Source organism: Sphaerisporangium flaviroseum, from assembly GCF_039537005.1.
GTDB lineage: Bacteria > Actinomycetota > Actinomycetes > Streptosporangiales > Streptosporangiaceae > Sphaerisporangium > Sphaerisporangium flaviroseum.
This window is the reverse complement of the sequence record NZ_BAAAZR010000028.1, coordinates 32,808-53,748: the sequence shown is the minus strand read 5'-3', so window position 1 is coordinate 53,748 and position 20,941 is coordinate 32,808. Positions and strand designations below refer to the sequence as shown.

Genomic DNA, 20,941 nt, shown 5'->3' with positions numbered 1-20,941 from the left:
CTGCCTCCTCCAGGGCTACGGTCACGACCCCGCGTCGCACCGGCCTCGACTCCTACTGGCTTCGTCCGCTGGTCTCGCGTTCGAGGAGGTCGTCGATGACGGCCTTCTCGGCGGGCTGGATGTTGCGGTCGGCGAGACGGCGCTGGGCCATCACCTCGAGGTACGGCCGGACGGCCTCGCGGTCGATGCTGTCGAGGAACGTCTCGAGCATCACCGCGCTTGCCGACCGCGCCGTCGGCCCGCCCGCCGGAGCGGCGGCCATGACCACCCAGGTGTAGGCCGCGTCGGCCGCGGGAGCGCCTCGGCCCGCGTTGGCCCAGTCGACGACCCGTGGCCCGTCGCCGGTGATCAGCACGTTCAGCGGGTGCAGATCCAGGTGCAGCAGGTTGTTTCCCGCGCATCCCTCGACCGCCGGAAGCCAGCCCGGTGCCCGCACGGTGGCCAACCGGCGCAGGAGGTCGGCGATGAGCCGGCCGTGTGCCGCCATGCGCGATGGCCGGTGGGCGGCGTCCTCGGCCAGGTTCACCCCGTCGACCCGCTCCATGAGAATGTCGGCGCCGTCGGCGTCGAAGACTTCGGGCGCGGGAAATCCGCTTCTCCGGGCGTGCCGCATGACCGAGGCTTCGCGTTCGAGGTTGCGACCGTCGCGGGCACGTCGGATCACTTTGCCGGTTCCGGCCTCGAAGATGTGACAGTCGCGTCCAGACGTGATCAGCGAACCTACCTGCATGATTGTCAGATTATTCGGTAAAGATGCGTTATTCCAGGCGTCTGGCGGCCCCGCCGATGGCAACAATTGATGGCAATTAGTGGCCACTGGCGGGCACCTGTTCTCCCTCCCCTTCCTGCCTGCGATGTGGTACGGCGAATCTCGTTCAGGGCCGTCCTCCCGGCGATACGGTCTGTTTCAGTGGGAGATGTAGTTCTTGGATTCGGGAGGGCCGGGGGAGTGCTTGCCGGCGAGGCTGGCCGGTAGCTCGGTGCGGCGGGTGACGTTGAGCTTGCGGTAGATGCGCGTGAGGTGCTGTTCCACGGTGCTCATCGTGATGAAGAGCTTTCGCGAGATCTCGCGGTTGGTGTACCCCTCGGCCGCCAGCGCCGCCACCCGTCGCTCGGCGTCGCTGATGGCCGCCGTCGCGCTCGACGCGTCCACGGGAAGCACCTGGTCGTCCTTGTTGCCACGGGAGAGAGCCCGGGTCAGCGGTTCGGCGTGGCACTCCTTGGCCAGGATCCGGGCGCGCCGTCCGAACATTCTCGCCTGCCGGTACTCGCCGTTGGCGTGGTAGACCTCCGTGAGGCCGAGCAGCGTGCAGGCCAGTTGGTACCGGTCGCCGCCGGACTGCAGCAGATCGGCCGACTTGCGGAGCAGCATGGGCCGGTGCCGCATCTCGTTCACGTCGGCCAGCAGGCGCATCGCGATCCCCTGGGCGCGCCTGGACTGCTGCCCGCAGCGTGCCAGTTGCTCGTCGATCAGACGCCGTGCCTCGTCCTCGTCCCGCAGGCGGATCAGCGCCTCGGCCGCGTCGGTGCGCCACGCGACGAATCCCGGGACGTCCATCTCCCATCTCCTCATGAGCTCGCCGCAGAGCCGGAAGTCACGGAGAGCCTGCAGGGGCTGGTCGGCCATGAGGTTGAAGCGGCCCTTGGCGTGCAGGTACTGCAGTCCGTACCTGGTCCGCAGCATCGCCTCGGGCACAGGCTGGTTGAACTGCGGGAGGTACTCGTCCAGCTTGCCCATCGCCGCCCCGGCGAGCAGGAGGCTGCCCAGCGGCCCGCCGACGGCCACCCCCCAGCTGCCGGCGGGGATGATCTCCAGCGCGCGCAGGGCGTCCTGCGCCGCGGAGGCCAGGTCGCCCTTGCGGATGCCGATCTCCGCCCGGATGGCGGACAACCGGGCCTGCCGGCTCGGGGCACGGCGGAACGCGGCCTCCTCGATGAAGGCGTCGCACCACGGCGCGGCCTTGTCGGGACGATCCGCGTAGGTCAGGGCCAGCAGCGCGCTCTCCACCGTGTCCATGGACATCTCGTCCAGACGGGAGCCGCGCAGGATGAGCTCGGCCGTCGCCACCGTGTCCTCGCGAGGCCCCTTGGTGAGCACACCGGCCAGCGCGCCGGCGGACTGCATGCGGCGGCCGACCCCGAGGGACGAGGCCGCGGTGCTCGCCTGCTCACCGGTGATCTTCGGCAGGTGGGGGAGGAACGACGGGTACAGGCTCCTGAACCAGGGGCGAGCCGCGGCCAGCTCGGCCACGGTCTCCTGGTCGAGCTCCCCCAGCTCCTTGAGGTGGACCAGGACCTCCTTCGCCTCGTCGGCGTTGCCGTGCCACAGCAGGGCCTTCGCCAGCACGACCGCGTCGCCGCCGCCGAGGTGGCCCTTGTGCAGGGCGTCGGTCAGCTCGGAGAGGTGCCCGGCGGGCGTGCTGGGGTTGATCCGCCACTCCGCGCGTACGAGCGTCGTGGTGATCCGGGCGCGTCGCCGCGCGTCGCCGCAGGCCCGCCAGGCGAGCTTGAGGTACTCGATCGCGGACTCCACGCCGTCGTCGCGCAGCGCCTGCCGTGCCGCCTCCTCAAGGACCGATATGGCCCAGTGGTCGCCGGCGTGGCTGGCGTGCAGGAGGTGCTCGGCCACCACGGACGCGGGAGCCCCCTCCTCGTAGGTCAGTTCCGCGGCCCGGCGGTGCAGGTCGATGCGCTCCGCGGCGTCGAGCTCGGCGAGCACCGCCGACCTGGCGGCCTCATGGCGGAAGCGGCCCTCGTGCAGCAGCCCGGCTCCCTCCAGCTCCTGGATCGACGTGGAGATGGTCGTCCTGCTCTCGCCGAGCAACCGGCCGGCCGAGGCGGGCTCGCCCAGCACCGCGAGCCCTCTGGCGATGAGCAACATGCGGGGGTCGGCACGGCGCAGGTAGGCCACGACGGCCTCGCCGTACCTCGCGCCGGGAAGGCCGGTGTCCAGGTAGTCGTCCAGCAGCGCGTCCACCAGCAGCCGGTTGCCGCCGCTCAGCGCGTGGCAGTCGGCCGCGAACCGGCCGGCCACCTCCGCGCCGGCTCTGTCCGTCGCCCGCTGCTCGACGCCCTTGAGGGACAGATGGGTGAGCCGGACAGGACGGCAGTGCGGCTGCCGCAGCACCTCCGTGTGGAAGAGCGTGCGCGTGTGCGCGCTGTGGTCCGGCGCGCTGAACACGAGCATGACGTCGGCGAACTTGATGCGCCGTGCCAGGTAGGCGAGGCACAGCTGTGACGGGCGGTCGGCGTAGTGCACGTCGTCGACCGCGATGACCAGCGGGCAGCGCTCGGCCAGCTCCAGCAGCACCGCGCACAGGGCGTCCACGATCTGCACGTCGACGTGCTCGATGGACTCGGCCCGGGGATCGTTCGACATCTGCGAACGTGCGCCCTCCTCCAGCAGGCTCAGGGTCCTCGCCCGCTGCTCGTCTGTCAGCGGCGCGTTGTGGACGAGCTGTGACAGCGCCCCGAGTGGCAGGCCGCTCTCGGCGCGGGATCCCGTCGCGGTCAGGGGCAGGGCGCCGTGGTCGAACGCCCGCTCGGCGAACGCGTACAGAAGCTCGCTCTTGCCGGTCGCGATGGCCCCGGTGACCATGGCGATCCTGCCCTTACCTCCAACCGCCTCGGTCAGCAGTTCCTGCAGGGAGGTCATGCCCTCCCGTCGATCGTCTACGGCCATGATCGGCATCCCCTGTCGTCGGCGCGTCCGTTGGTCTTGGTCAGAAGGGCAACTTGCGCCCGGAAGGCGTGCGGAGATCCAGATCGGTGGCTCGGGCCTGCGGCCGCCGGTTCCGCCGGATTCTCGCGAGCATCGCGGTCTCCCTTTCGCTCAGAGTCCCGCCGCGGCCAGCGGGCGCGGCTGCTGGAGCACGCTCGCCTCGACGGTCTGGAGGCGCCTGGCGGGGGAGAGCCGCGTGCTGGCCGCGCGTACGGCCGAGAACGCGGCCGTCGCGATGTCCCTGTCGATGCCGGCGCCCCAGGCCACGGCGCCGCCCATCCCGCACTCGGCGTAGATCACGACCTCGTCCCCGGACCGGCCGTCGAGCACGGCCTGCTCCGGCGTCATCTCCTCGTTGTCGAGGGGGAGGCCGGTCCGGTGGACGACCCGGACCTGGATGCCCCAGGGCTCCAGCACCGAGCCCAGGGTGCGGAAGGCGTCGGCCTGGGCGCCGCTGATGTCGAACCGTCCATCGATGTAGAGGGACGCCGTCATGGGCTCCCGTCCCACCGGGAGGGGGCCCGACGGCTCCCCGTGGTGGAGGTACTCCTCCATGAAGAGCGCTCCGATGTCGTCCGGCGAGAGCTCGCCTCCCACCGCGTCGACCCGCGCCTGGACCTTGGCGGCCAGGTCGATCTGGAGGCCCCGGGGCAGGTTCAGGCCGTGCCAGGCACTCATGATGTACGCGACGCCGCCCTTGCCCGACTGGCTGTTGACCCGTACGACCGCCTCGTAGGTGCGGCCCACGTCCTTGGGGTCGACGGGGAGGTAGGGCATGTCCCACGGCAGCTCGCCCGCGTCGGCGCCGGCAGCGGCGGCGCGCCGCTCCAGGTCGTCGAATCCCTTCTTGATCGCGTCCTGGTGCGATCCGGAGAAGGCGGTGTAGACCAGGTCGCCGCCATAGGGGTGCCGAGGATGGACGGGCAGCTCGTTGCAGAGCTCGACGGTGCGCCGGATCGCGTTGATGTCGGAGAAGTCGATGCCCGGGTCGATCCCGTGGGAGAACATGTTCATGCCCAGCGTCACCAGGCAGACGTTGCCGGCGCGCTCGCCGTTGCCGAACAGGCAGCCTTCGACGCGCTCGGCCCCGGCCAGCAGGGCCAGCTCCGCCGCCGCCACCCCGGTGCCCCGGTCGTTGTGCGGATGGACCGAGAGGCAGACGTGCTCCCGCCGTGACAGATGCCGGTCGAGCCACTCGATCTGGTCGGCGAACACGTTGGGCAGGGACCGCTCCACCGTCGTCGGGAAGTTGAGTATGATCCCGCGGTCCCGCTCGGGCTGCCAGACGTCCATGACGGCCTCGCACACCTCGAGGGAGAAGTCCGGCTCCGTCTCGTTGAAGAGCTCGGGGGAGTACTGGTAGCCGAGGTCGCAGTCGCCGAGCGTCTTCTCCGCGTACTTCATCATGAGCCTGGTGCCCTGGACCGCGAGATCCTTGCACTCCGCGCGGCTCATGGCGAAGACCGTCCGGCGGAACAGCGGGGAGGTGGCGTTGTAGATGTGGATCATGGCGCGAGGGGCGCCTTCGAGGCATTCCACGGTACGCCTGATCAGATCGTCACGGGCCTGGGTGAGAACCGTGATCCGGACGTCGTCGGGTATCCGGTCGTGCTCGATGAGCATTCGCACGAAGTCGTAGTCGTGCTGGCTCGCGACGGGGAACCCGACCTCGATCTCCTTGTAGCCGATGCCGACGAGGAGGTCGAACATCATGAGCTTCCGTGCCGGGGTCATCGGGTTCGCGAGCGACTGGTTGCCGTCCCTGAGGTCGGTGGACAACCAACGCGGAGCCGAGACGATGCGGTTGCCGGGCCAGGTGCGGTCGGGCAGCTCGATAGGGGTGAATCCGGCGTAACGCGTGACACCTTTCATTGTTGGACTTCCTTTCCTGCATGTGCCGTGGGAGAGGTTGTATTCAGAATGCGGATGTCGGATGGGTCGCACTTCGAGCCGCGCGTCCGGGGGTGTGAATACCCCTCATCGGCGCGCCGGGCGCGCGCCGATGAATGCCGTGACCGGCGTCAGGGCGAGACGTGAAAACATCTGCCGGAATTTCGGGCCGCCGGGCGATCCGGAACGGCGGTAAATCGTCGTGTACCTCTGTCGGTCCGAGCAACTTGAAATCCGGCATCAGATTTCCTAAGGTTGATTCGGCCCCCCGCAGAGGCTGGAGGTCACCTATCTGGCGGCTTCCGATGGGCTCAAGTTATAGGGGTTCCCGCGGCCGGACAAGACGGGTGTACGAGGAGTTCGGCGCAGGTGTCCAAGGGTTGTACGGGTGGTATCGAAAGAATCAATGCCGACTACAACTTTCGGATTATCCTCTTACCCGATAGCCGGCTCGGGGCGACAATGCCCTCATGGCGAGCCCATGGACAACGAGGCAAGCGACAGGCACCTTCGTCCTGCGGTCCGGTATTCAGGTGTTGCGGCTGTGTGTCATCGAGGCACGGCCGTCCGTGCTCTCGGTATCGACGCTGCGATTCCTTACCGGAGCCGTGCTCGCGCTGCCGGTGGCGGCCACACCCGAGCCGGCGAAGGTGGCACAGGGGGCGATGGCCTGGGTGCTGTCGATCTTCGCGATCTACCTGTTCAACGGGGTGACGGACGTCACCGAGGATCGGATCAACGGCTCGCGGCGGCCGATCGCCCGTGGCGATCTGGACCCGGGCATCGCGGTCGGCGTCGCGGCCATCGCGGCCGGTCTCTCGCTCGCCGTCACCCTGCGGTTGCCGGGACCGCTGACGTGGATGGTCGCGTTCAATCTGGTACTCGGGTACCTCTATTCCGGCCCGCCGTTCAATCTCAAAAGCCGTTCCGGCTGCACGATTCTGGTGCTGTGCGCATCGAGCCTGTTGTCGTACTGGGGCGGGTTCACCGTCGCCACCGGGGGAACCGGCGCGTCGACGCCTCTCGGATTGATCGTTTTCGCGGTCGCCGCCACTTACTGGATGGCGGTCGTCGGTGTACCCGCCAAGGACCTGTCCGATATCGCCGGAGACGCGGCGGCGGGCAGGCGGACGATAGGGGTGACGCGAGGTGAGCGAACGTCGCGGTACATCATGTCCATCGCGGCCCTGACGCTCGTGGTGGTGTTCACCGGCATCACGATGTACTTCGGGCTTCCGCTGATCGGGGCCTGTTTGGCGATGGCGGTCGGCGCGGCGGCGGTGATCGGTGCCGGCCGCAAGGCTTCAGCCGAGGCCGGTCGGTGTCAACAACGCCGACCTTACAGAGCGTTCATGGCGACGCAACACCTCGTACACATTACGGAGCTGATCTCCAATGTGTCACCCCATATGTTGCTTTAGAGACTCACCTGCGAGATAGTTGGGACACGCCCGTCCCATGGCGGAGGGACTTCCTTGGATGCGGCACGCGGGGCAGGGAACGACCCGGCTAGATTCGTCGACGCATGTCGGAAAGAAATCCTCGAGGAATTCCAGTCGGAGCTCCAAGCCGCCGGTAACGTGCTCTCCACGGACCCGCAGGCCACCCGTCAGGCTCTTATGACCGCCCAGTACGTCCTGGACGACGTGGCCGCGATGCTCCGCGCCGGCAAGGTCCAGGTCAACGAGCTCTATAAGTTCCACGCCTGGGAAATCGGCAGCACCCGCGCGGCGTCCGGAGTGCACCCCAAGGCCTCTCTGGAGGCGGGCTCACTGTTTTTCAAAGCCGCGCTGACCCATCTGGCGCGCAGAATAGCCATGGACTCCGAGTCGCCGACCGAGATTTTCACTCTCGTGGCCACCGGAATGGAGGAGAGCCTCTCCCGGCGAATTCGCGAGGCTTCGGAGAGTTATCACGGCTTTCTCCTCAACCAGGTGCAGGAAGCCCAGGGCGAGGAGCGCCGCCGCATAGCCCGGGAACTCCACGACCGCATCGGCCATGGGATCAGTGTCGCCCACCAGCAGCTGGCGCTCTCCGAGATGCATCGTGCCAACGATCCCGCGAGGGCGTCGGCCAAGATCGGGGTAGCGCAACAGGCCATCCAGGAGACGATGGAGAACCTGCGGCAGATGACATCGGAGCTGCACCCCCAGGTGCCGGTGAAAAGCCTGGAGAAGGCGCTGCTCGGCTTCCTCGAAGCGGTCGAGGACGACCTGGTGTCCGTCGGCCTCGATGTCAACGGCGACGAGTCCTGGGCCGAACCGAGGGTGCTCGACGAGGCCTTCCTCATCATCCGGGAAGCCGCCCGCAACGCGCTCAGCCACGCGTGCCCCTCGGTCATCCTCATCCGCGTGGACATCGCTCCGCACGAGCTCGTCGCCACCGTGCAGGACAACGGGCGCGGCTTCGACTCCTCGCGGGTCCGAGATCGTGGCGGCGTGGGTCTCACGTCCATGCGGGAGCGCGCGGAGTTGCTGGGCGGCCGGGTGACCATCTCCAGCGAGCCAGGGAACGGCTGCCTGGTCGAGCTTTTCATCCCCCTAAAGAGACAGTCCCATGAACCGGACGAATCGAAGTAGCACCACCATCTCCGTCGCCATCGTGGACGATCATGCGCTCTTCCGGGAAGGGCTGCGCGAGATCCTCGAGGCCGTCCACGACATCGCCATCGTGGGCGAGGCCGGTGACTCCTCCGCCGCCTTGGAGCTCGTCGCGGAGACGCGGCCGGACGTGGTCCTGCTCGACGTGGAGATCCCCGGCGACGAGGTCACCGAGACCGTCACTCGGTTCCGGAGCATCTCCCCCGAGACGCAGATCATCATCTTGAGCATGTACGACGGGCCGCAGTTGCTCACCCGGCTGCTCGCCGCGGGCATCTGCGGTTACCTGCTGAAGAGCGTCCACCGTCACGAGCTGATCGCGGCGGTCAGGAGCGTCTACGAGGATCCCGCCAGGGTCGTGCTGGCGGTGTCACGCCACAGCCTCGCGCACGTGGAGGGGCCTCCCGTGGGAGTGCTGTCCGAGAAGGAGCAGGAGGTGCTGCAACTGGCCGCGCAGGCGCTCAGCAACGGCCAGATCGCTCGGTGTCTCGGTCTCGCCGAAGCCACCGTGAAGCGGCACATGCGGAACATCTTCGTCAAGCTCAACGCGGTCTCCCGGATCGACGCGGTGAACAAGGCCCTCGCCGCGTCGCTGATCCCGCCTCAGAGCAGGAAAGAGGTCGACTGACCGCCGGAGCGGAAGATCGTGGCCAGCTTGTCACGGATCTCGGGCGGGAGCTCCACGGCTGAGGCGGCGAGGTTCATCTCCAGGTGCACCTGGTCCCGCGTGCTCGGGACCGGGACGATGTCGTCCCCCTGGGAGAGGAGCCAGCCGAGGGCCAGGCGGCCGGCGCCGAGGTCGAGCTGGGCCGCCGCGGCCTCGATCTCCCGGAGCGCTCCCGCGCTGAGCCGCAGGTGCTCCGGCTGGAATCGGGCATCCTCGTGTCGCCAGTCACCGGCGCCGAGCTGGAGCGGCGATCTGATGCGGCTGGTGAGGAAGCCGCGGCCGAGAGGGCGGGCGGCGACCACGCTGGCACCCAGCCGGTGTGCCGCGGCGAGAAGCTCTCGCTGGGCCTGTGGCTTCCAGAGCGAGTATTCGATGGCGAGCGCGGTGACGGGGTGCACGGCGTGCGCCCTGTGCAGTTGCCCGAGCGTGCCGTTGGACAGGCCCACGTAGCGGATCTTCCCGGCCGACACGAGCTCGGCCAGCCGGGCCATGCTGTCCTCCACCGGGACGCTGTCGTCCTGGCAGTGCAGGTAGTAGAGGTCGATGCGCTCGACGCCGAGGCGTTCGAGTGACGCCTCACACGCCTGCTGGAGGTAGTCGGGCCGCCCGTCGAACCGGGCCGGTCGCCCCGGCCCCGCGTCGCGCACGCCGCCACGGGTGCACACCACCAGCTCATCGCCCCGCCCGGCGATGGCCCGGCCCACGAGGCGTTCGACCTGACCGGCGGCGTAGAAGTCCGCCGTGTCGACAAGGGTCACGCCGGCGTCGAGGGCCCTGCACACAAGGGCGAGCGCCTCACCGCCGTCGATGTCACCGTAGGCGCCGGTGAGGGCCAGTGAGCCGAGCCCGATCTTGGAGATGACCGGCCCTTCCCGTCCCAACCTCGTGTAACGCAAGCGGACCCCTTAGCGCGTCCATCACAGACTCCTGCATTTCTATAGATATCCCCCTCGTCAAAGTACAGTCAAAACGGAGTCAATGTCCAGTCAGATGGAGAAACAACTGATAGTCAAACCGTCAACAAGGGTGCCTTCTGTCAGGGCTACTAAGGTGATCTATCCCCTAAACAAGCCCCTTGATTGAGACATATAACCCCATAAAGAGGCTTAATGCCGTGGGATCACTAATTAGCGGTGACCCGGCCACGGTATGATGACCGCTTTTCCGCGAGAGACGTCCGATGTATCGGCCGCCGGGTTTCAATGCGGGGGGATCGGCGCCAGGCGTGGGGCGCTGTCCACGCGAGAGGAGGTCAGGCTGTACAGACAGGCGCTCAGGCTGCGGGCCTGGACGTTCAGGTAGTAGCTGTGCCGCAGCAGTTCCCCGAGTTGGTGCATGGTGAGCCATCGGAAGTCCGGGTGGCCGAGCGCGGGGTCCTCGTCGGTCTCCACGATGAGATAGCGGTTCCTCGCGTGGTAGAAGCGTCCACCCTCCTCCGACAGGACGGTGTCGAACCGGATACGGCCAGGCCGGGCCGCCAGCACCTCGTCCAGGAAGAGCGGGCGGGCTCCGGGCGGAAGGTGGTCGTAGTTCTCCGGGGCGCACTGCACGGTCGGGCCCAGCTCGACGACATCGCTGTTCCCCGGCTCGACGCGTGCGTTCACCAGAGCGTGGAGCACGCCGTCGATGTTCCGTACGAGGAGGGCGATGACGCCCATGCCGACGGGCTCGATCATCGGCTGGCTCCAGGCGCCGACCTCGCGCCCGCGCGCGGTGACGTCCACCCCGATGACGTCGAAGAACCTCCCCGTCTCGTGCGAGATCTTCCCGTCGGCCCGATGCCATCGACGCAGCCGGTTGAGCGGGATCCGCTCGGTGTGGATGTCGACCGTGGATCGGATCCCGGTGGTCCAGCTCAGTACCTCGTCGATCCCGTGCCGGCCACCCTGGGCCGGGTCGCAGGACCGGATGAGCGACGCGCGGAACCCGCCGTCGCCGTCGGAGCCGAACGTGTCGCTCGTCCCCCTGCCGGAGAACGGCATGCAGGCCAGCACCGTCCGGGCGTCCATATTGACCAGGTCGGGCACGGACAGCAGCTCGTGCACCTGCCCGAGGGTCAGCCAGCAGAACCCGTCGAGCAGTTCGACGTCCCCGGTGACCTCCACGACCATGTTCCTGTTGCGCTTGCGGTAGAACCACGCGCCCTGCTCCGACTGGCGCACGTCGGCCAGCACGCGCCCCGAGGGGTCGCGGAAGTGGTCGAGATAGGGGACCGGCCTGCCGTGGTGCACCCGCGTGTAGTTGCTCCGGGTCGCCTGCACCGTGGGGGACAGCTGCGGGCCGTCATGGTTGCCGGGCTCGTTCTTCGCCTGCATCAGCAGGTGCAGGACGCCGTCGAACTCCTTGACCAGGATGCCGAGGATGCCCACCTCCGGCTGGTTGATGATCGGCTGCGTCCACGCCGCCACGCAGTTGCCGGGGAAGCGGACGTCGAGCCCCTCGATGGCGAAGAACTTCCCGCTCCGGTGGACGATGTCGCCCGTCCGTCCGTCCTCTCGCCAGCCGGCCAGATCCTCCAGCGCGGTCCGGTCCACATTCATGCGCGTGCGTTCTGCGATTTCGGAGAACCAATGATGGAAAGCCGCCAGGCGCCTGAAATGCGTCCCCGGCGAAAGAGCGGACTCGGCGATTCTCACCTGTGCCGGCGGGCACGAAAGCGTAGGAATGGCAGACTCCTCCCGGGCGGCGCTTACCGGCGAAGATGTCATGGGCGATCAGCCGTCGTAACCCCCTGTCCACCCCTGCTCACCACCCCCCTGCTTTTCTTCTCGTACGCGAATAGGGGGGTCTCACCGCGCCGGCCGACCATAGCCTCGGGTCGGACGCCGGTACCGGGTGTGATCCCAAGGCTGGCAGGAGGAAAAACTGATCAATAGAGTGGGCGCCATGACCAAAGACGCGGGGATCCGGGCCGGTGACGGGGACCGGGACCGAGTGGCCGAGATGCTGCGCACTGCGGTCAGCGAGGGACGCATCAGCTTCGAGGAACTGGACGACCGGCTCGGCCGTACGTACGCGGCGCAGACCTACGGAGAGCTGGACGCCATCGTGGCGGACCTGCCGCAGGCGGGAAACCTGGCCGAGCGGCGGCCGAACGCCCACGACGCCGTAGGGGTCCTGCGGCTGCACACCCGGGGCGGACGGCTGAAGAAGATCGGTCACTGGGTCGTCCCTCCGCTCATCAGCGCAAGATGCACCTGGGGCCGGGTCAAGCTCGACTTCACCCAGGCGCAGTGCCATCACCGCGAGGTCCCCATCGAGGTCGACTGCGGCCTGGGGGACATCGTCATCGTGGTTCCCGTCGGATGGTCGGTTCGCTCCGACGAGGTCACCACCAGCGCGATGGGGAAGGTCCACAACCGGCCCCCTGGGCCCCCGGCGCCGGACGCGGTGGTCGTGCGGCTCTACGGTCACGTGCGCATCGGCGACATCTGGGTGAGATACCGCCATCGACGTGGCTGAGCCGGCACGCCTTCGAAGGCCGGCCGGACGCGACGTACCAACCTAGCTCGCACTCTCGAAGGAGTCTGCCATGTCATGCCGGGTCTGTTCGGGTCGCCTCCGTCCGTTCGCCGACTTCGGGCGCCAGCCCATCTCAGATGCTTTCGTGACACCTGGCGACACCCGGGAGGAGTTCTTCTTCCACCTCGCGGTCGGGATCTGCGAGACCTGCACGATGGTGCAGCTGCTGGAGGAGGTCCCGAGAGAACGCATGTTCCACGAGGCCTATCCCTACCTGTCGTCCGGCTCGGCGGTCATGCGCGAGCACTTCCAGGCCCTGGCCGACCACCTTCTCGCCACGGAGCTGACCGGGGAGGATCCCTTCGTCGTCGAACTCGGCTGCAACGACGGCACGATGCTCCGGCGCGTCGCCGAGGCGGGCGTCCGGCACCTCGGCGTCGAGCCGTCCGGCGGCGTCGCCGACCTGGCCGCGGCGAAGGGCGTCCGGGTGAGGAAGGACTTCTTCGAGGAGGCCACCGCTGCGCAGATCCGCGCCACCGACGGGCCCGCCGACGTCATCTACGCCGCCAACACCCTGTGCCACATCCCGTACATGGAGTCGATCCTGCGCGGCGTCGACATCCTGCTGAGCCCTGGCGGCGTCTTCGTGTTCGAGGACCCCTATCTCGCGGACATCGTGGACCGTGCCGCGTTCGACCAGATCTATGACGAGCATTTCTTCTTCTTCGCGGCAGGTTCCGTCCAGAACATGGCGCTGCGGGCCGGCTTCGAACTGGTCGAGGTGGAACGTCTCCCCGTGCACGGGGGCGAGGTCCGCTACACGCTGGCGCGCCAGGGCGCGAGGCGGCGGAGCCCGGCCGTGGACGAGCTGCTCGCCACCGAGACCGCGGCCGGGATCACCGACCCGGCCACGCTCCACAAGTTCACCGCGCGCGTCGAGCACACGCGGGACACCCTCGTGGCGGTGCTGGCGGATCTGCGGCAGAGGGAGGCCCGCGTCGTCGGGTACGGTGCCACCGCCAAGAGCGCGACCGTGCTCAACTACTGCGGCATCGGGCCGGACCTGGTGTCCTTCGTCTGCGACACCACGCCTGCCAAGCAGGGCAGGCTCACCCCGGGGTCGCGCATCCCGGTCAGGAGCGCAGAGGCCTTCGCCGACCCCTATCCCGACTACGCCCTCCTGTTCGCCTGGAACCACGCCGAAGAGATCATGAAGAAGGAGGCGGCGTTCCGGGCCGCCGGCGGCAGATGGATCCTCTACGTCCCCGAGGTGCAGATCATCTGATCAGGCGCACCGGGTCCTCCCGCCGGGGGTTCTCACAACCTCTTCAGCACCTCGCGAAGGGCGGTGATGACCTTCTCCTGCGCCTCGACCGGCAGTGACGGGTACATCGGCAGGGAGAAGATCTCGTGGGCCAGGGACTCGGTCACGGGCAGGCTGCCCGGGGCGTAGCCGAGGTGCGCGAAGCCGGACATGGTGTGGACCGGCCACGGATAGCTGACGGTGAGATGGACGTCATGGGCGCGGAGCGCCTCGATGATGTCGTCGCGCCGGGGATGCCGCACGACGTACAGGTAGTAGACGTGGTCGTTGCCCTCGGCGACCGCGGGCAGGACGAGGCCGGTGTCGGCCAGGCCTTCGGCGTAGCGCGCGGCCACGGCCCGGCGCCCGGCGATGTACTGGTCGAGCCGGCCGAGCTTGCGGCGCAGGATCTCCGCCTGGACCTCGTCCAGCCGGGAGTTGTGTCCGGGCGTCTCCACCACGTAGTACGTCCGCTCCATGCCGTAGTAGCGGTGCCTGCGCAGGCTGGCGTCCACGGCGCCGTCGGAGGTGATCGTCGCTCCGCCGTCCCCGTAGGCGCCGAGCACCTTGGTGGGGTAGAACGAGAACGCGGCGGCGGCGCCCATCGATCCGGCCATGCGCCCATGGTGGCGGGCGCCGTGGGCCTGCGCGCAGTCCTCCAGGATCACGAGGTCGTGCTCGGCGGCGAGCCGTTCCAGCGGCGCCATGTCCACGCACTGCCCGTACAGGTGGACCGGCAGCAGGCACCGGGTCCTTGAGGTGATGGCGGCCTCCACCTGCCCGACGTCCATCAGGTAGGTGTCCGGGCGCACATCGGTGAAGACCGGTACGGCGCCGACCCCGTCGATGGCGACCACCGTCGGCGCCGCCGTGTTCGACACGGTGATCACCTCGTCGCCCGGGCCGACCCCCAGAGCCTGCAGCCCCAGCTTGACGGCGTTGGTGCCGTTGTCCACACCCGCGCAGTGGCGCACTCCCTGGTAGGCCGCGAACTCCTCCTCGAAGCACCGGACACTGTCGCCGAGGATGAGCCGTCCGGAACGGAACACGCTCTCGACCGCGTCGATGATGTCCGTACGTTCGGCTTCGTATTCCAGCAGATAGTCCCAGACGCGGGTGGGCATTGGCGTCCTCCTCGAGATTCCGGCTCAGCGTAAACACGCGCATACGACTGGGGGAACCCCAGAGGGAGGGGGTGGCTCCGGGTACCTGACAGGGGGCGATAGGGGGTGCCGCATTTTCGGAAACCCTTATTAGCTTTGCAGTGGCGCATACCCGAGTAATCCGCGGGAGATTCTCACATGACGCGACACTATCTCTTCATCTGTCACCCTGATCATGGTCATGTGATTCCTAATCTGGCCGTGGTCGCTGAATTGGTCCGCAGGGGGAACCGGGTCACGTATTTGACCGCGCCCAGCATGGCGGCCATCGTGGAAAGGACCGGCGCCACCGTCCTTCACTACGACTCGGTGTACCGGCAGGCGGACTTCCGGCACGTGGCCGACGATCCGCTGTATCTGCTGTCGCTGTTGCTCGACGAGAGCGCGGCGATGCTGCGGGCCCTGGACGAGCAGATGCCCGACCGGCCCGACATGGTGGTGTACGACATCTCGATCCTGTACGCGGGGCGCATCCTGGCCAGGAAGTGGGAATGCCCGGCGGCGCAACTCATCCCCGTGTTCGCGTCGAACGCCGGCTTCTCGTATCTCCACGCCATCTACGACGACCCCGGTGGCGCGGAGGCGGCGCTTCCCCGGTGGGTGGACGGCATGCTCGAGAGGATCCGCGCGCTGGCCGGCTCGCACGGCGTGGGGGTTCCGGCCGCCGAGCTGTGGTGGGGCGTCCAGGACTTCAGTTTGGTGAACATCCCGCGGTCGTTCCAGTTCGCCGGCGACACCTTCGACGAGCGGTTCGTCTTCGTGGGGCCGTGCCTGGGAGAGCGGAGCTTTCTCGGCCGGTGGGAGCCGCCGGGCAACGGGCTCCCGGTCGCGCTGGTCTCGTTCGGAGCGGTGTTCAACGAGCATCCCGGGTTCTTCCGCACCTGCGTCCAGGCCTTCCAGGACATCCCGTGGCACGTGGTCATGACGGTGGCGGACGGCGTGGACCCCGCCGCGCTCGGCCCGCTGCCCCCCACCATCGAGGTCCATCGATGGGTGCCGCACCTGAGCGTGCTCGGTCACGCCTCGGTGGCCGTCACCCATGGCGGCATGGGCACGGTGATGGAGGCCCTGCACTCCGGCTGCCCCATGGTGGTCGTCCCCACGTCGGCCATCGACCGGCCGACCGGGAGGCGGGTCGAGGAGCTGGGGCTCGGACGGGCCATGCGTCCCGAGGAGGTGACCGCCGAGCGGCTGGTCGCCGCCGTCCTCGACGTGGCGGCCGACCAGGACATCGGTCGCAGGACGCGGTCGATGCGACAGGACGTCCAGGCCGCGGGCGGCACCGTCCGGGCCGCTGACGAGCTCGAACGGCGGCTGGACCGGATATGCGCCACCGAGCGGCGCCTGGCGGGGACCCGCTGATGAGCGGCACGCTGGAGTTCCGCGTCCTTGGACCGCTCAAGGTGTTCAAGGACGGTGCGGAGCTGCAGATCTGCGCGAGCCGTGAGCTGGCGATCCTGGCGAGCCTGGTCCTGAACGCCAACCGGGTGGTCAGCGTCGACCGGCTGATCGAGACGGTGTGGGCCGGATCCGCGCCGCAGAGCGCCGGGAGGCAGATCGCCATCTGCGTGTCGCGGCTGCGGCGCACCCTGGGCGCCGGGGTGATCGAGACGTCGAGTCCCGGCTACCTCCTTCGGGCGTCCGCGGGCGGCATCGACTGGCTGCAGTTCAGGGCGCTGGTGACGCGGGCGCGCGGCGAGGTGGCGGGCATGAACCATGAGGACGCCGCCCACCTGCTGCGGGAGGCGCTCGCGCTGTGGCGCGGCGTCCCCTTCGAGGACCTCCGCGGCCTGCGGTACGACGTGGCGCGGATGGAGGAGTCGCGGCTGGAGGCCCTGGAGGCGTGCCTGGAGCTGGAGATCGAGCTCGGCCACCATCACCAGGTGATCCCTGAGCTGCTGGCGCTGGCGGCGGAGTGCCCCTTCAGGGAGCGCGTGCGCGCCCAGCTGATGCTGGCGCAGTACCGGGCGGGCCGCCGGGCCGAGGCGCTGCGGACGTATCAGGAGACGCGCCGGTACCTGCTCGAGCAGATCGGCCTTGAGCCGGGTCCGGCGCTGCGACGGCTTCACGACCAGATCCTCCGGGACGAGTCGGCGCTCATGCGGCCCCCGGCGCACCGGCCCAGCGCCGGCCTGGTCGTCCCCTCACAGCTGCCGCCGCAGATGCTGCCCTTCGTGGGCAGGGACGAGGAGGTCGGCGCGCTGGATCTGGCGATGCGGCCGGATCCCGAGGTGGCGGTGCCCGGCACCATGGTCCTGAGCGGCCAGGCAGGCGTGGGGAAGACCGCGCTGGCGCTGCGGTGGGCGCACAACCGGATCGAATGGTTCCCCGACGGCCAGCTCTACGCCGACATGGGCGGGACCGGGGACGGCCCGGCCGTCGACCCGGACGCGGTCGTGGACCGGTTCCTGCGGGCGCTGGGCGTGCCAGGTCACGAGATTCCGCTCGACCGTGCCGAGAAGCTGGCCCTCTACCGCAGCTGGACGGCGCGGAGGCGGCTGCTGGTGGTGCTGGACGACGCCCGCGACAGTGAGCAGGTACGACCCCTGCTGCCGGGCGGCGCCAACTGCCGGGTGGTCGTCACGAGCGCCGATCCGCTGGACGAGCTCGTCGCCAGGCAGGGGGCGCACCGCGAGTTCGTGCGGCCCCTGGAGGCCGAGGCGGCCAGGGAACTGGCGGACATGCTCGTCGGGGTCACCTACGCTCCGTTCCAGGCGCAGACGGTGATGGACCTCGTCGCCAGCTCCTCCGGCGACCCCCTGTCCCTCCGGATGGGCGCCGCCGCGCTCGCGGGCCGGGCCCGTCACGAGCTGGCCAGGATGACGGCCAGCGCGCCGGCCAGCGCGGCCTGTGCGGGCTCGCCGCCCGGCGACCGCCAGCCGACATGACCGTCGGGACGGACCAGGACGGCGCCCGCGTCGCCCACGCCGTACTCGTGCGCCCAGGTGGGGGACGAGAGGGGGGCCGAGCCGTCGCGGGAGATCTCGACCGTGGCGAGCGGGATCCCGGCCTGGTGGGCGGCCTCCTTGGCGGGCTGGAGCCACCCGCTGCCCGCCGGGGTCATGAGGGTGAAGCACGGGCCGAGCACATCCAGCGTCGAGACCTTGCCGTCCTGCCCCGACAGCCAAACGTGCGGCGCGCGGTGGCCTGGACGCGCGGCAGGAACATAGGTGCGGTAGGGATCGGCGGGCACGATCTCCCGCGTCCCGTCCGGGACCACGGCGTCCGACTCGTAGTGGAAGCCGAGGATCAGGCCCTCGTTGCCGCGCCGGCCGGCCTGCCGCTCGATCGCCTCACGCATGGAAAGGCCGCCCGCCATCATGTGGAAGGTGATCAGGGCGTTGGTCAGGCTCTCCTCCACCGTCCGGGCGGCGATCGGACGACGCTCGGCCTCGTAGGTGTCGAGGAGCCCTTCCCCCGCCGTCCCGCGGAGCACGGCGGCCAGCTTCCAGGCGAGGTTGTGCGCGTCCTGGATGCCGCAGTTCATACCGAAACCCCCTTGGGGGGTCGCCACATGCGCGGCGTCTCCGGCCAGGAAGACCGGGCCGCCGCGGAACCGGGTGGCCACCACCGCCTGCTGCAGCCACGGCATGACGCCCACGATGTCGACGGGCAGGTCGGGGACCCCGGCGGCCGAACGCACCGCCGCCAGGCACGCCTCCGGGGTGAAGTCCGCGGCGCTTCCGCCCTCGGCGGGGTCGTATCCGGTCTGGAGCATCCATCGCCGCCGATCGTCCACCGCCTCCACCGCGCAGGGGGGGTCGCTGCGCAGGAAGGACAGCGCGGCGCGCCGGTCGCCGAGCAGGGGACCGAGGTCGGCGTCGAACATGATGCTGATCATGTGGCCCAGCGGGGGAGGGCCCTCGACCGTGATGCCGAGGCCTTCCCTGATGGTGCTGCGGCCGCCGTCGGCGGCCACGAGATACCGGGCACGTACGAGCGTGCGGCCCTTCTCCGACTCGATGACCGTCTCGGTCCCGTTCGCGGTGGCCCGTGTCCGCGTCATGGTGGTCGCGAACCGGACGCCGGCGTGCGGCTGGGCCTCGGCCAGCCGGCGCAGGATGACCTCGAGCAGGTCCTGCGAGCACAGGCAGGTGTAGGTGGGGCTCTGCGGCGCGTCTTCGTGGATCGCCGCCGCCTGCCGCAGGAAGTCGCCGGACGTGAGGGAGGTGCCGACGCCCACCGCGAGGATGTCCTCGCGCGGCATCCCGGCGCTCTCGACCTCTTCCTGAATTCCCCAGGCGCGAAAGAGCTCCATCGTGCGCGTCGAAATGAGCCGCGCCTTGGGGAAAATCGAGGTGCCTTCGTGTCTCTCCACGAGGAGTGAGGAAATTCCGTGCCGGGAGAGCTCAATGGAGGTGGACAGGCCGACCGGCCCGCCGCCGACGACCAGAACTTCGACATCGACCTTATCCATGAAGTCAGCGTCGTATATCGCCTTATCCTCGTCAATCCAGAGATGCCTGCGTGATACAGGCGTGATATCTCGCCCTAGTACTTTTTCGTAATAGATACCCATTGTTCGATCGGTGTCATTGCCGAACCTCTGGAGACGATGATGCTCTTTGCCGAAGGCTCCGTGGCCCTGGTGACGGGCGGGTCGCGCGGCATCGGCCGGGCGGTCGCGCTCGATCTGGCCCGGGAAGGCGCGCACGTCATAGTCAACTACGCCAACTCCGCGCAGGACGCCAAGGACGCCGTCGCCCTGATCGAGGCCGAGGGCGGCAGCGCGACGGCCGTACAGGCGGACGTCACGGACGAGGACGCCGTGCGGCGGATGTTCCGGGGCGTGCGCTCGGATCACGGCCGGCTGGACGTGCTGGTGACCAGCGCCGGCATCACCCTCGACCGCTATCTCATCGCCATGAACCTGGACCAGTTCCGCAAGCCGATGGACATCAACGTCACCGGCACCTTCCTGAGCTGCCGAGAGGCCCTGCGGCTGATGCAGCACCAGCGCAGCGGGGCGATCGTGACGCTGTCGTCGACCAGTGGGCTGGACGGCGGCTTTCCCGGCCAGACGAACTACGTGGCGTCCAAGGGCGCGATCATCGCCTTCACCCGGGCGCTGTCGAACGAGGCGGCCCCGCACGGGGTGCGGGCCAACGTCGTGGCGCCCGGATTCGTCGCCACCGACATGACGCGCAAGGTGCCCACGGAGCTCAGGAAGCAGTACGAGTCCCGCATCCGGCTGGGCCGCATGGGGCGGCCCGAGGAGATCGCGACGATCGTGAGCTTCCTCGCCTCGGAGAAGGCGTCGTACATCTCCGGCACGGTCGTGGTCGCCCACGGCGGCGGCCTCGGCTGAACCGGCCGCGCCTTCGCCCCCGAACCGAACGCCCTACCAGACCCGCAGGCACAAGGAGGATAGATGACCATCGACGAGCTCCGCGCGAAGGCCGCCGAGCGCCAGCAGACGTGCAACCAGATCAAGAAGATGATCGTGTCCCGGCTCGATCTGGAGATCGAGCCGCAGTGGATCACCGATGACCAGCCGCTGTTCGGCCGCGGTCTCGAATTGGACAGCCTTGACGTCCTGGAACTGTACGTCGCCATCGAGGCCGAGTTCGGCGTGGCGCTCTACGACAGCGAGATGGCCGTCTTCGGCTCGGTGTCCCGGCTCGCGGACGAGGTCAACCCCGCTCTGCGGGCCTCGGCATGACGGTCGGCACGGCGGCCCCGGTCGTCTCCGGGCTGACCAACGACCAGATCCGGGAGGTGCTCCCGCACCGCTGGCCGATGCTCATGCTCGACCGCGTCGGCAAGGTGGAGCCGGGGGTCAAGGGAACGGCGACCAAGAACGTCGCCGGGACCGAGCTGTGGTTCCAGGGCCACTTCCCGAACGAGGCCGTGCTTCCCGGTGTGGTGATCATCGAGGCGATGGCCCAGCTCGCCGGGCTGGTCTTCGCGCTCGCGGGCGCCAGCGAGATCAGCTATCTGGCGGGGGTCAGGTCGATGCGGTTCCGCCGGCCGGTCGTCCCCGGTGACCAGCTCACCCTCTCCGCCGAGCGAACCGGGGGCGGCGGCGGTTTCGCCGAGTACCGCGTCTCGGCGCGGGTGGACGGCCAGGTCGCCGCCGAAGGAAACCTCACGATCGCCGATCCGGCGGCCAACGTCCCCGTACGAAAGGTGTGA

At 68.9% G+C, this 20,941-nt stretch carries 17 protein-coding genes; 10 read left to right on the top strand and 7 right to left on the bottom strand.

The window, feature by feature from the left end; all coding sequences use genetic code 11:
- Positions 1–52 precede the first annotated feature (52 nt).
- The 3 genes from ABD810_RS28285 to ABD810_RS28275 form a co-directional block, all read right to left on the bottom strand.
- The gene (locus tag ABD810_RS28285) at positions 53–730 is read right to left on the bottom strand and encodes a phosphotransferase (protein ID WP_344947004.1); all 678 of its coding nucleotides are present in this window, start codon (positions 728–730) and stop codon (positions 53–55) included.
- Between the two features lie 177 nt (positions 731–907).
- Positions 908–3,682, bottom strand: coding sequence for a LuxR C-terminal-related transcriptional regulator (locus ABD810_RS28280; protein WP_344947001.1), 2,775 nt, complete (start codon positions 3,680–3,682; stop codon positions 908–910).
- Between the two features lie 150 nt (positions 3,683–3,832).
- Positions 3,833–5,593 carry a 2-isopropylmalate synthase gene (locus ABD810_RS28275; protein WP_344946998.1) on the bottom strand — a complete coding sequence of 587 codons (1,761 nt, stop codon included), beginning with the start codon at positions 5,591–5,593 and terminating at the stop codon, positions 3,833–3,835.
- 488 nt (positions 5,594–6,081) lie between these two features.
- Here ABD810_RS28275 and ABD810_RS28270 point away from each other — a divergent pair, with 488 nt between their 5' ends.
- Genes ABD810_RS28270 through ABD810_RS28260 form a run of 3 tightly spaced genes read left to right on the top strand, consistent with a single transcriptional unit; the run spans position 6,082 to position 8,839 of the window.
- Positions 6,082–7,032: a UbiA family prenyltransferase gene (locus ABD810_RS28270; RefSeq protein WP_344946995.1), complete on the top strand. Its 951-nt coding sequence runs from the start codon at positions 6,082–6,084 to the stop codon at positions 7,030–7,032.
- Between the two features lie 54 nt (positions 7,033–7,086).
- Positions 7,087–8,190, top strand: a complete 1,104-nt coding sequence (locus ABD810_RS28265) for a sensor histidine kinase (RefSeq protein WP_344946992.1) — start codon at positions 7,087–7,089, stop codon at positions 8,188–8,190.
- Positions 8,168–8,839, top strand: coding sequence for a response regulator transcription factor (locus tag ABD810_RS28260; RefSeq protein ID WP_344946989.1), 672 nt, complete (start codon positions 8,168–8,170; stop codon positions 8,837–8,839). The genes ABD810_RS28265 and ABD810_RS28260 overlap by 23 nt, the downstream gene beginning before the upstream one ends.
- Here ABD810_RS28260 and ABD810_RS28255 read toward each other — a convergent pair.
- Together ABD810_RS28255 and ABD810_RS28250 are read right to left on the bottom strand one after the other, a co-directional pair.
- Positions 8,815–9,774: an aldo/keto reductase gene (locus ABD810_RS28255; protein WP_344946986.1), complete on the bottom strand. Its 960-nt coding sequence runs from the start codon at positions 9,772–9,774 to the stop codon at positions 8,815–8,817. The two genes, ABD810_RS28260 and ABD810_RS28255, sit on opposite strands and share 25 nt — an antisense overlap.
- Before the next feature lie 303 nt (positions 9,775–10,077).
- On the bottom strand, positions 10,078–11,514 hold the full coding sequence (locus ABD810_RS28250) for an NDP-hexose 2,3-dehydratase family protein (RefSeq protein ID WP_344946983.1): 1,437 nt from the start codon (positions 11,512–11,514) through the stop codon (positions 10,078–10,080).
- Between the two features lie 250 nt (positions 11,515–11,764).
- Between ABD810_RS28250 and ABD810_RS28245 the strand changes: the two genes are divergently transcribed.
- On the top strand, positions 11,765–12,340 hold the full coding sequence (locus ABD810_RS28245) for a DUF1707 domain-containing protein (RefSeq protein WP_344946980.1): 576 nt from the start codon (positions 11,765–11,767) through the stop codon (positions 12,338–12,340).
- A 70-nt stretch (positions 12,341–12,410) separates the two neighbouring features.
- Positions 12,411–13,625, top strand: a complete 1,215-nt coding sequence (locus ABD810_RS28240) for a methyltransferase domain-containing protein (RefSeq protein ID WP_344946977.1) — start codon at positions 12,411–12,413, stop codon at positions 13,623–13,625.
- 32 nt (positions 13,626–13,657) lie between these two features.
- Here the strand turns inward: ABD810_RS28240 and ABD810_RS28235 are convergent, their stop codons facing one another.
- Entirely contained in the window at positions 13,658–14,767 is a 1,110-nt protein-coding gene (locus tag ABD810_RS28235; RefSeq protein ID WP_344946974.1) for a DegT/DnrJ/EryC1/StrS family aminotransferase, read from the bottom strand.
- Between the two features lie 177 nt (positions 14,768–14,944).
- Between ABD810_RS28235 and ABD810_RS28230 the strand changes: the two genes are divergently transcribed.
- A complete protein-coding gene (locus ABD810_RS28230; RefSeq protein ID WP_344946971.1) occupies positions 14,945–16,168 on the top strand; it encodes a macrolide family glycosyltransferase in 1,224 nt (407 codons plus the stop codon).
- Complete coding sequence (locus ABD810_RS28225) at positions 16,168–17,694, top strand: AfsR/SARP family transcriptional regulator (protein WP_344946968.1); 1,527 nt, start codon at positions 16,168–16,170, stop codon at positions 17,692–17,694. The genes ABD810_RS28230 and ABD810_RS28225 overlap by 1 nt, the downstream gene beginning before the upstream one ends.
- Here the strand turns inward: ABD810_RS28225 and ABD810_RS28220 are convergent.
- Complete coding sequence (locus ABD810_RS28220; protein WP_344946965.1) at positions 17,610–19,223, bottom strand: FAD-dependent monooxygenase; 1,614 nt, start codon at positions 19,221–19,223, stop codon at positions 17,610–17,612. The genes ABD810_RS28225 and ABD810_RS28220 overlap by 85 nt on opposite strands.
- 141 nt (positions 19,224–19,364) lie before the next feature.
- Between ABD810_RS28220 and fabG the strand changes: the two genes are divergently transcribed.
- From fabG to fabZ, 3 genes are all read left to right on the top strand, one after another.
- Complete coding sequence (fabG, locus tag ABD810_RS28215) at positions 19,365–20,114, top strand: 3-oxoacyl-ACP reductase FabG (RefSeq protein ID WP_344946962.1); 750 nt, start codon at positions 19,365–19,367, stop codon at positions 20,112–20,114.
- A gap of 63 nt (positions 20,115–20,177) precedes the next feature.
- Entirely contained in the window at positions 20,178–20,468 is a 291-nt protein-coding gene (locus tag ABD810_RS28210) for an acyl carrier protein (RefSeq protein ID WP_344946959.1), read from the top strand.
- Entirely contained in the window at positions 20,465–20,941 is a 477-nt protein-coding gene (gene fabZ / locus ABD810_RS28205; RefSeq protein WP_344946956.1) for a 3-hydroxyacyl-ACP dehydratase FabZ, read from the top strand. The genes ABD810_RS28210 and fabZ overlap by 4 nt, the downstream gene beginning before the upstream one ends.

Coding starts and splice junctions, on each gene's coding strand:
- ABD810_RS28285 (WP_344947004.1), bottom strand. CDS start 730: ATGCAGGTAGGTTCGCTGATCACGTCTGGACGCGACTGTCACATCTTC.
- ABD810_RS28280 (WP_344947001.1), bottom strand. CDS start 3,682: ATGGCCGTAGACGATCGACGGGAGGGCATGACCTCCCTGCAGGAACTG.
- ABD810_RS28275 (WP_344946998.1), bottom strand. CDS start 5,593: ATGAAAGGTGTCACGCGTTACGCCGGATTCACCCCTATCGAGCTGCCC.
- ABD810_RS28270 (WP_344946995.1), top strand. CDS start 6,082: ATGGCGAGCCCATGGACAACGAGGCAAGCGACAGGCACCTTCGTCCTG.
- ABD810_RS28260 (WP_344946989.1), top strand. CDS start 8,168: ATGAACCGGACGAATCGAAGTAGCACCACCATCTCCGTCGCCATCGTG.
- ABD810_RS28245 (WP_344946980.1), top strand. CDS start 11,765: ATGACCAAAGACGCGGGGATCCGGGCCGGTGACGGGGACCGGGACCGA.
- ABD810_RS28240 (WP_344946977.1), top strand. CDS start 12,411: ATGTCATGCCGGGTCTGTTCGGGTCGCCTCCGTCCGTTCGCCGACTTC.
- ABD810_RS28235 (WP_344946974.1), bottom strand. CDS start 14,767: ATGCCCACCCGCGTCTGGGACTATCTGCTGGAATACGAAGCCGAACGT.
- ABD810_RS28230 (WP_344946971.1), top strand. CDS start 14,945: ATGACGCGACACTATCTCTTCATCTGTCACCCTGATCATGGTCATGTG.
- ABD810_RS28225 (WP_344946968.1), top strand. CDS start 16,168: ATGAGCGGCACGCTGGAGTTCCGCGTCCTTGGACCGCTCAAGGTGTTC.
- ABD810_RS28220 (WP_344946965.1), bottom strand. CDS start 19,223: ATGGATAAGGTCGATGTCGAAGTTCTGGTCGTCGGCGGCGGGCCGGTC.
- fabG (WP_344946962.1), top strand. CDS start 19,365: ATGCTCTTTGCCGAAGGCTCCGTGGCCCTGGTGACGGGCGGGTCGCGC.
- ABD810_RS28210 (WP_344946959.1), top strand. CDS start 20,178: ATGACCATCGACGAGCTCCGCGCGAAGGCCGCCGAGCGCCAGCAGACG.
- fabZ (WP_344946956.1), top strand. CDS start 20,465: ATGACGGTCGGCACGGCGGCCCCGGTCGTCTCCGGGCTGACCAACGAC.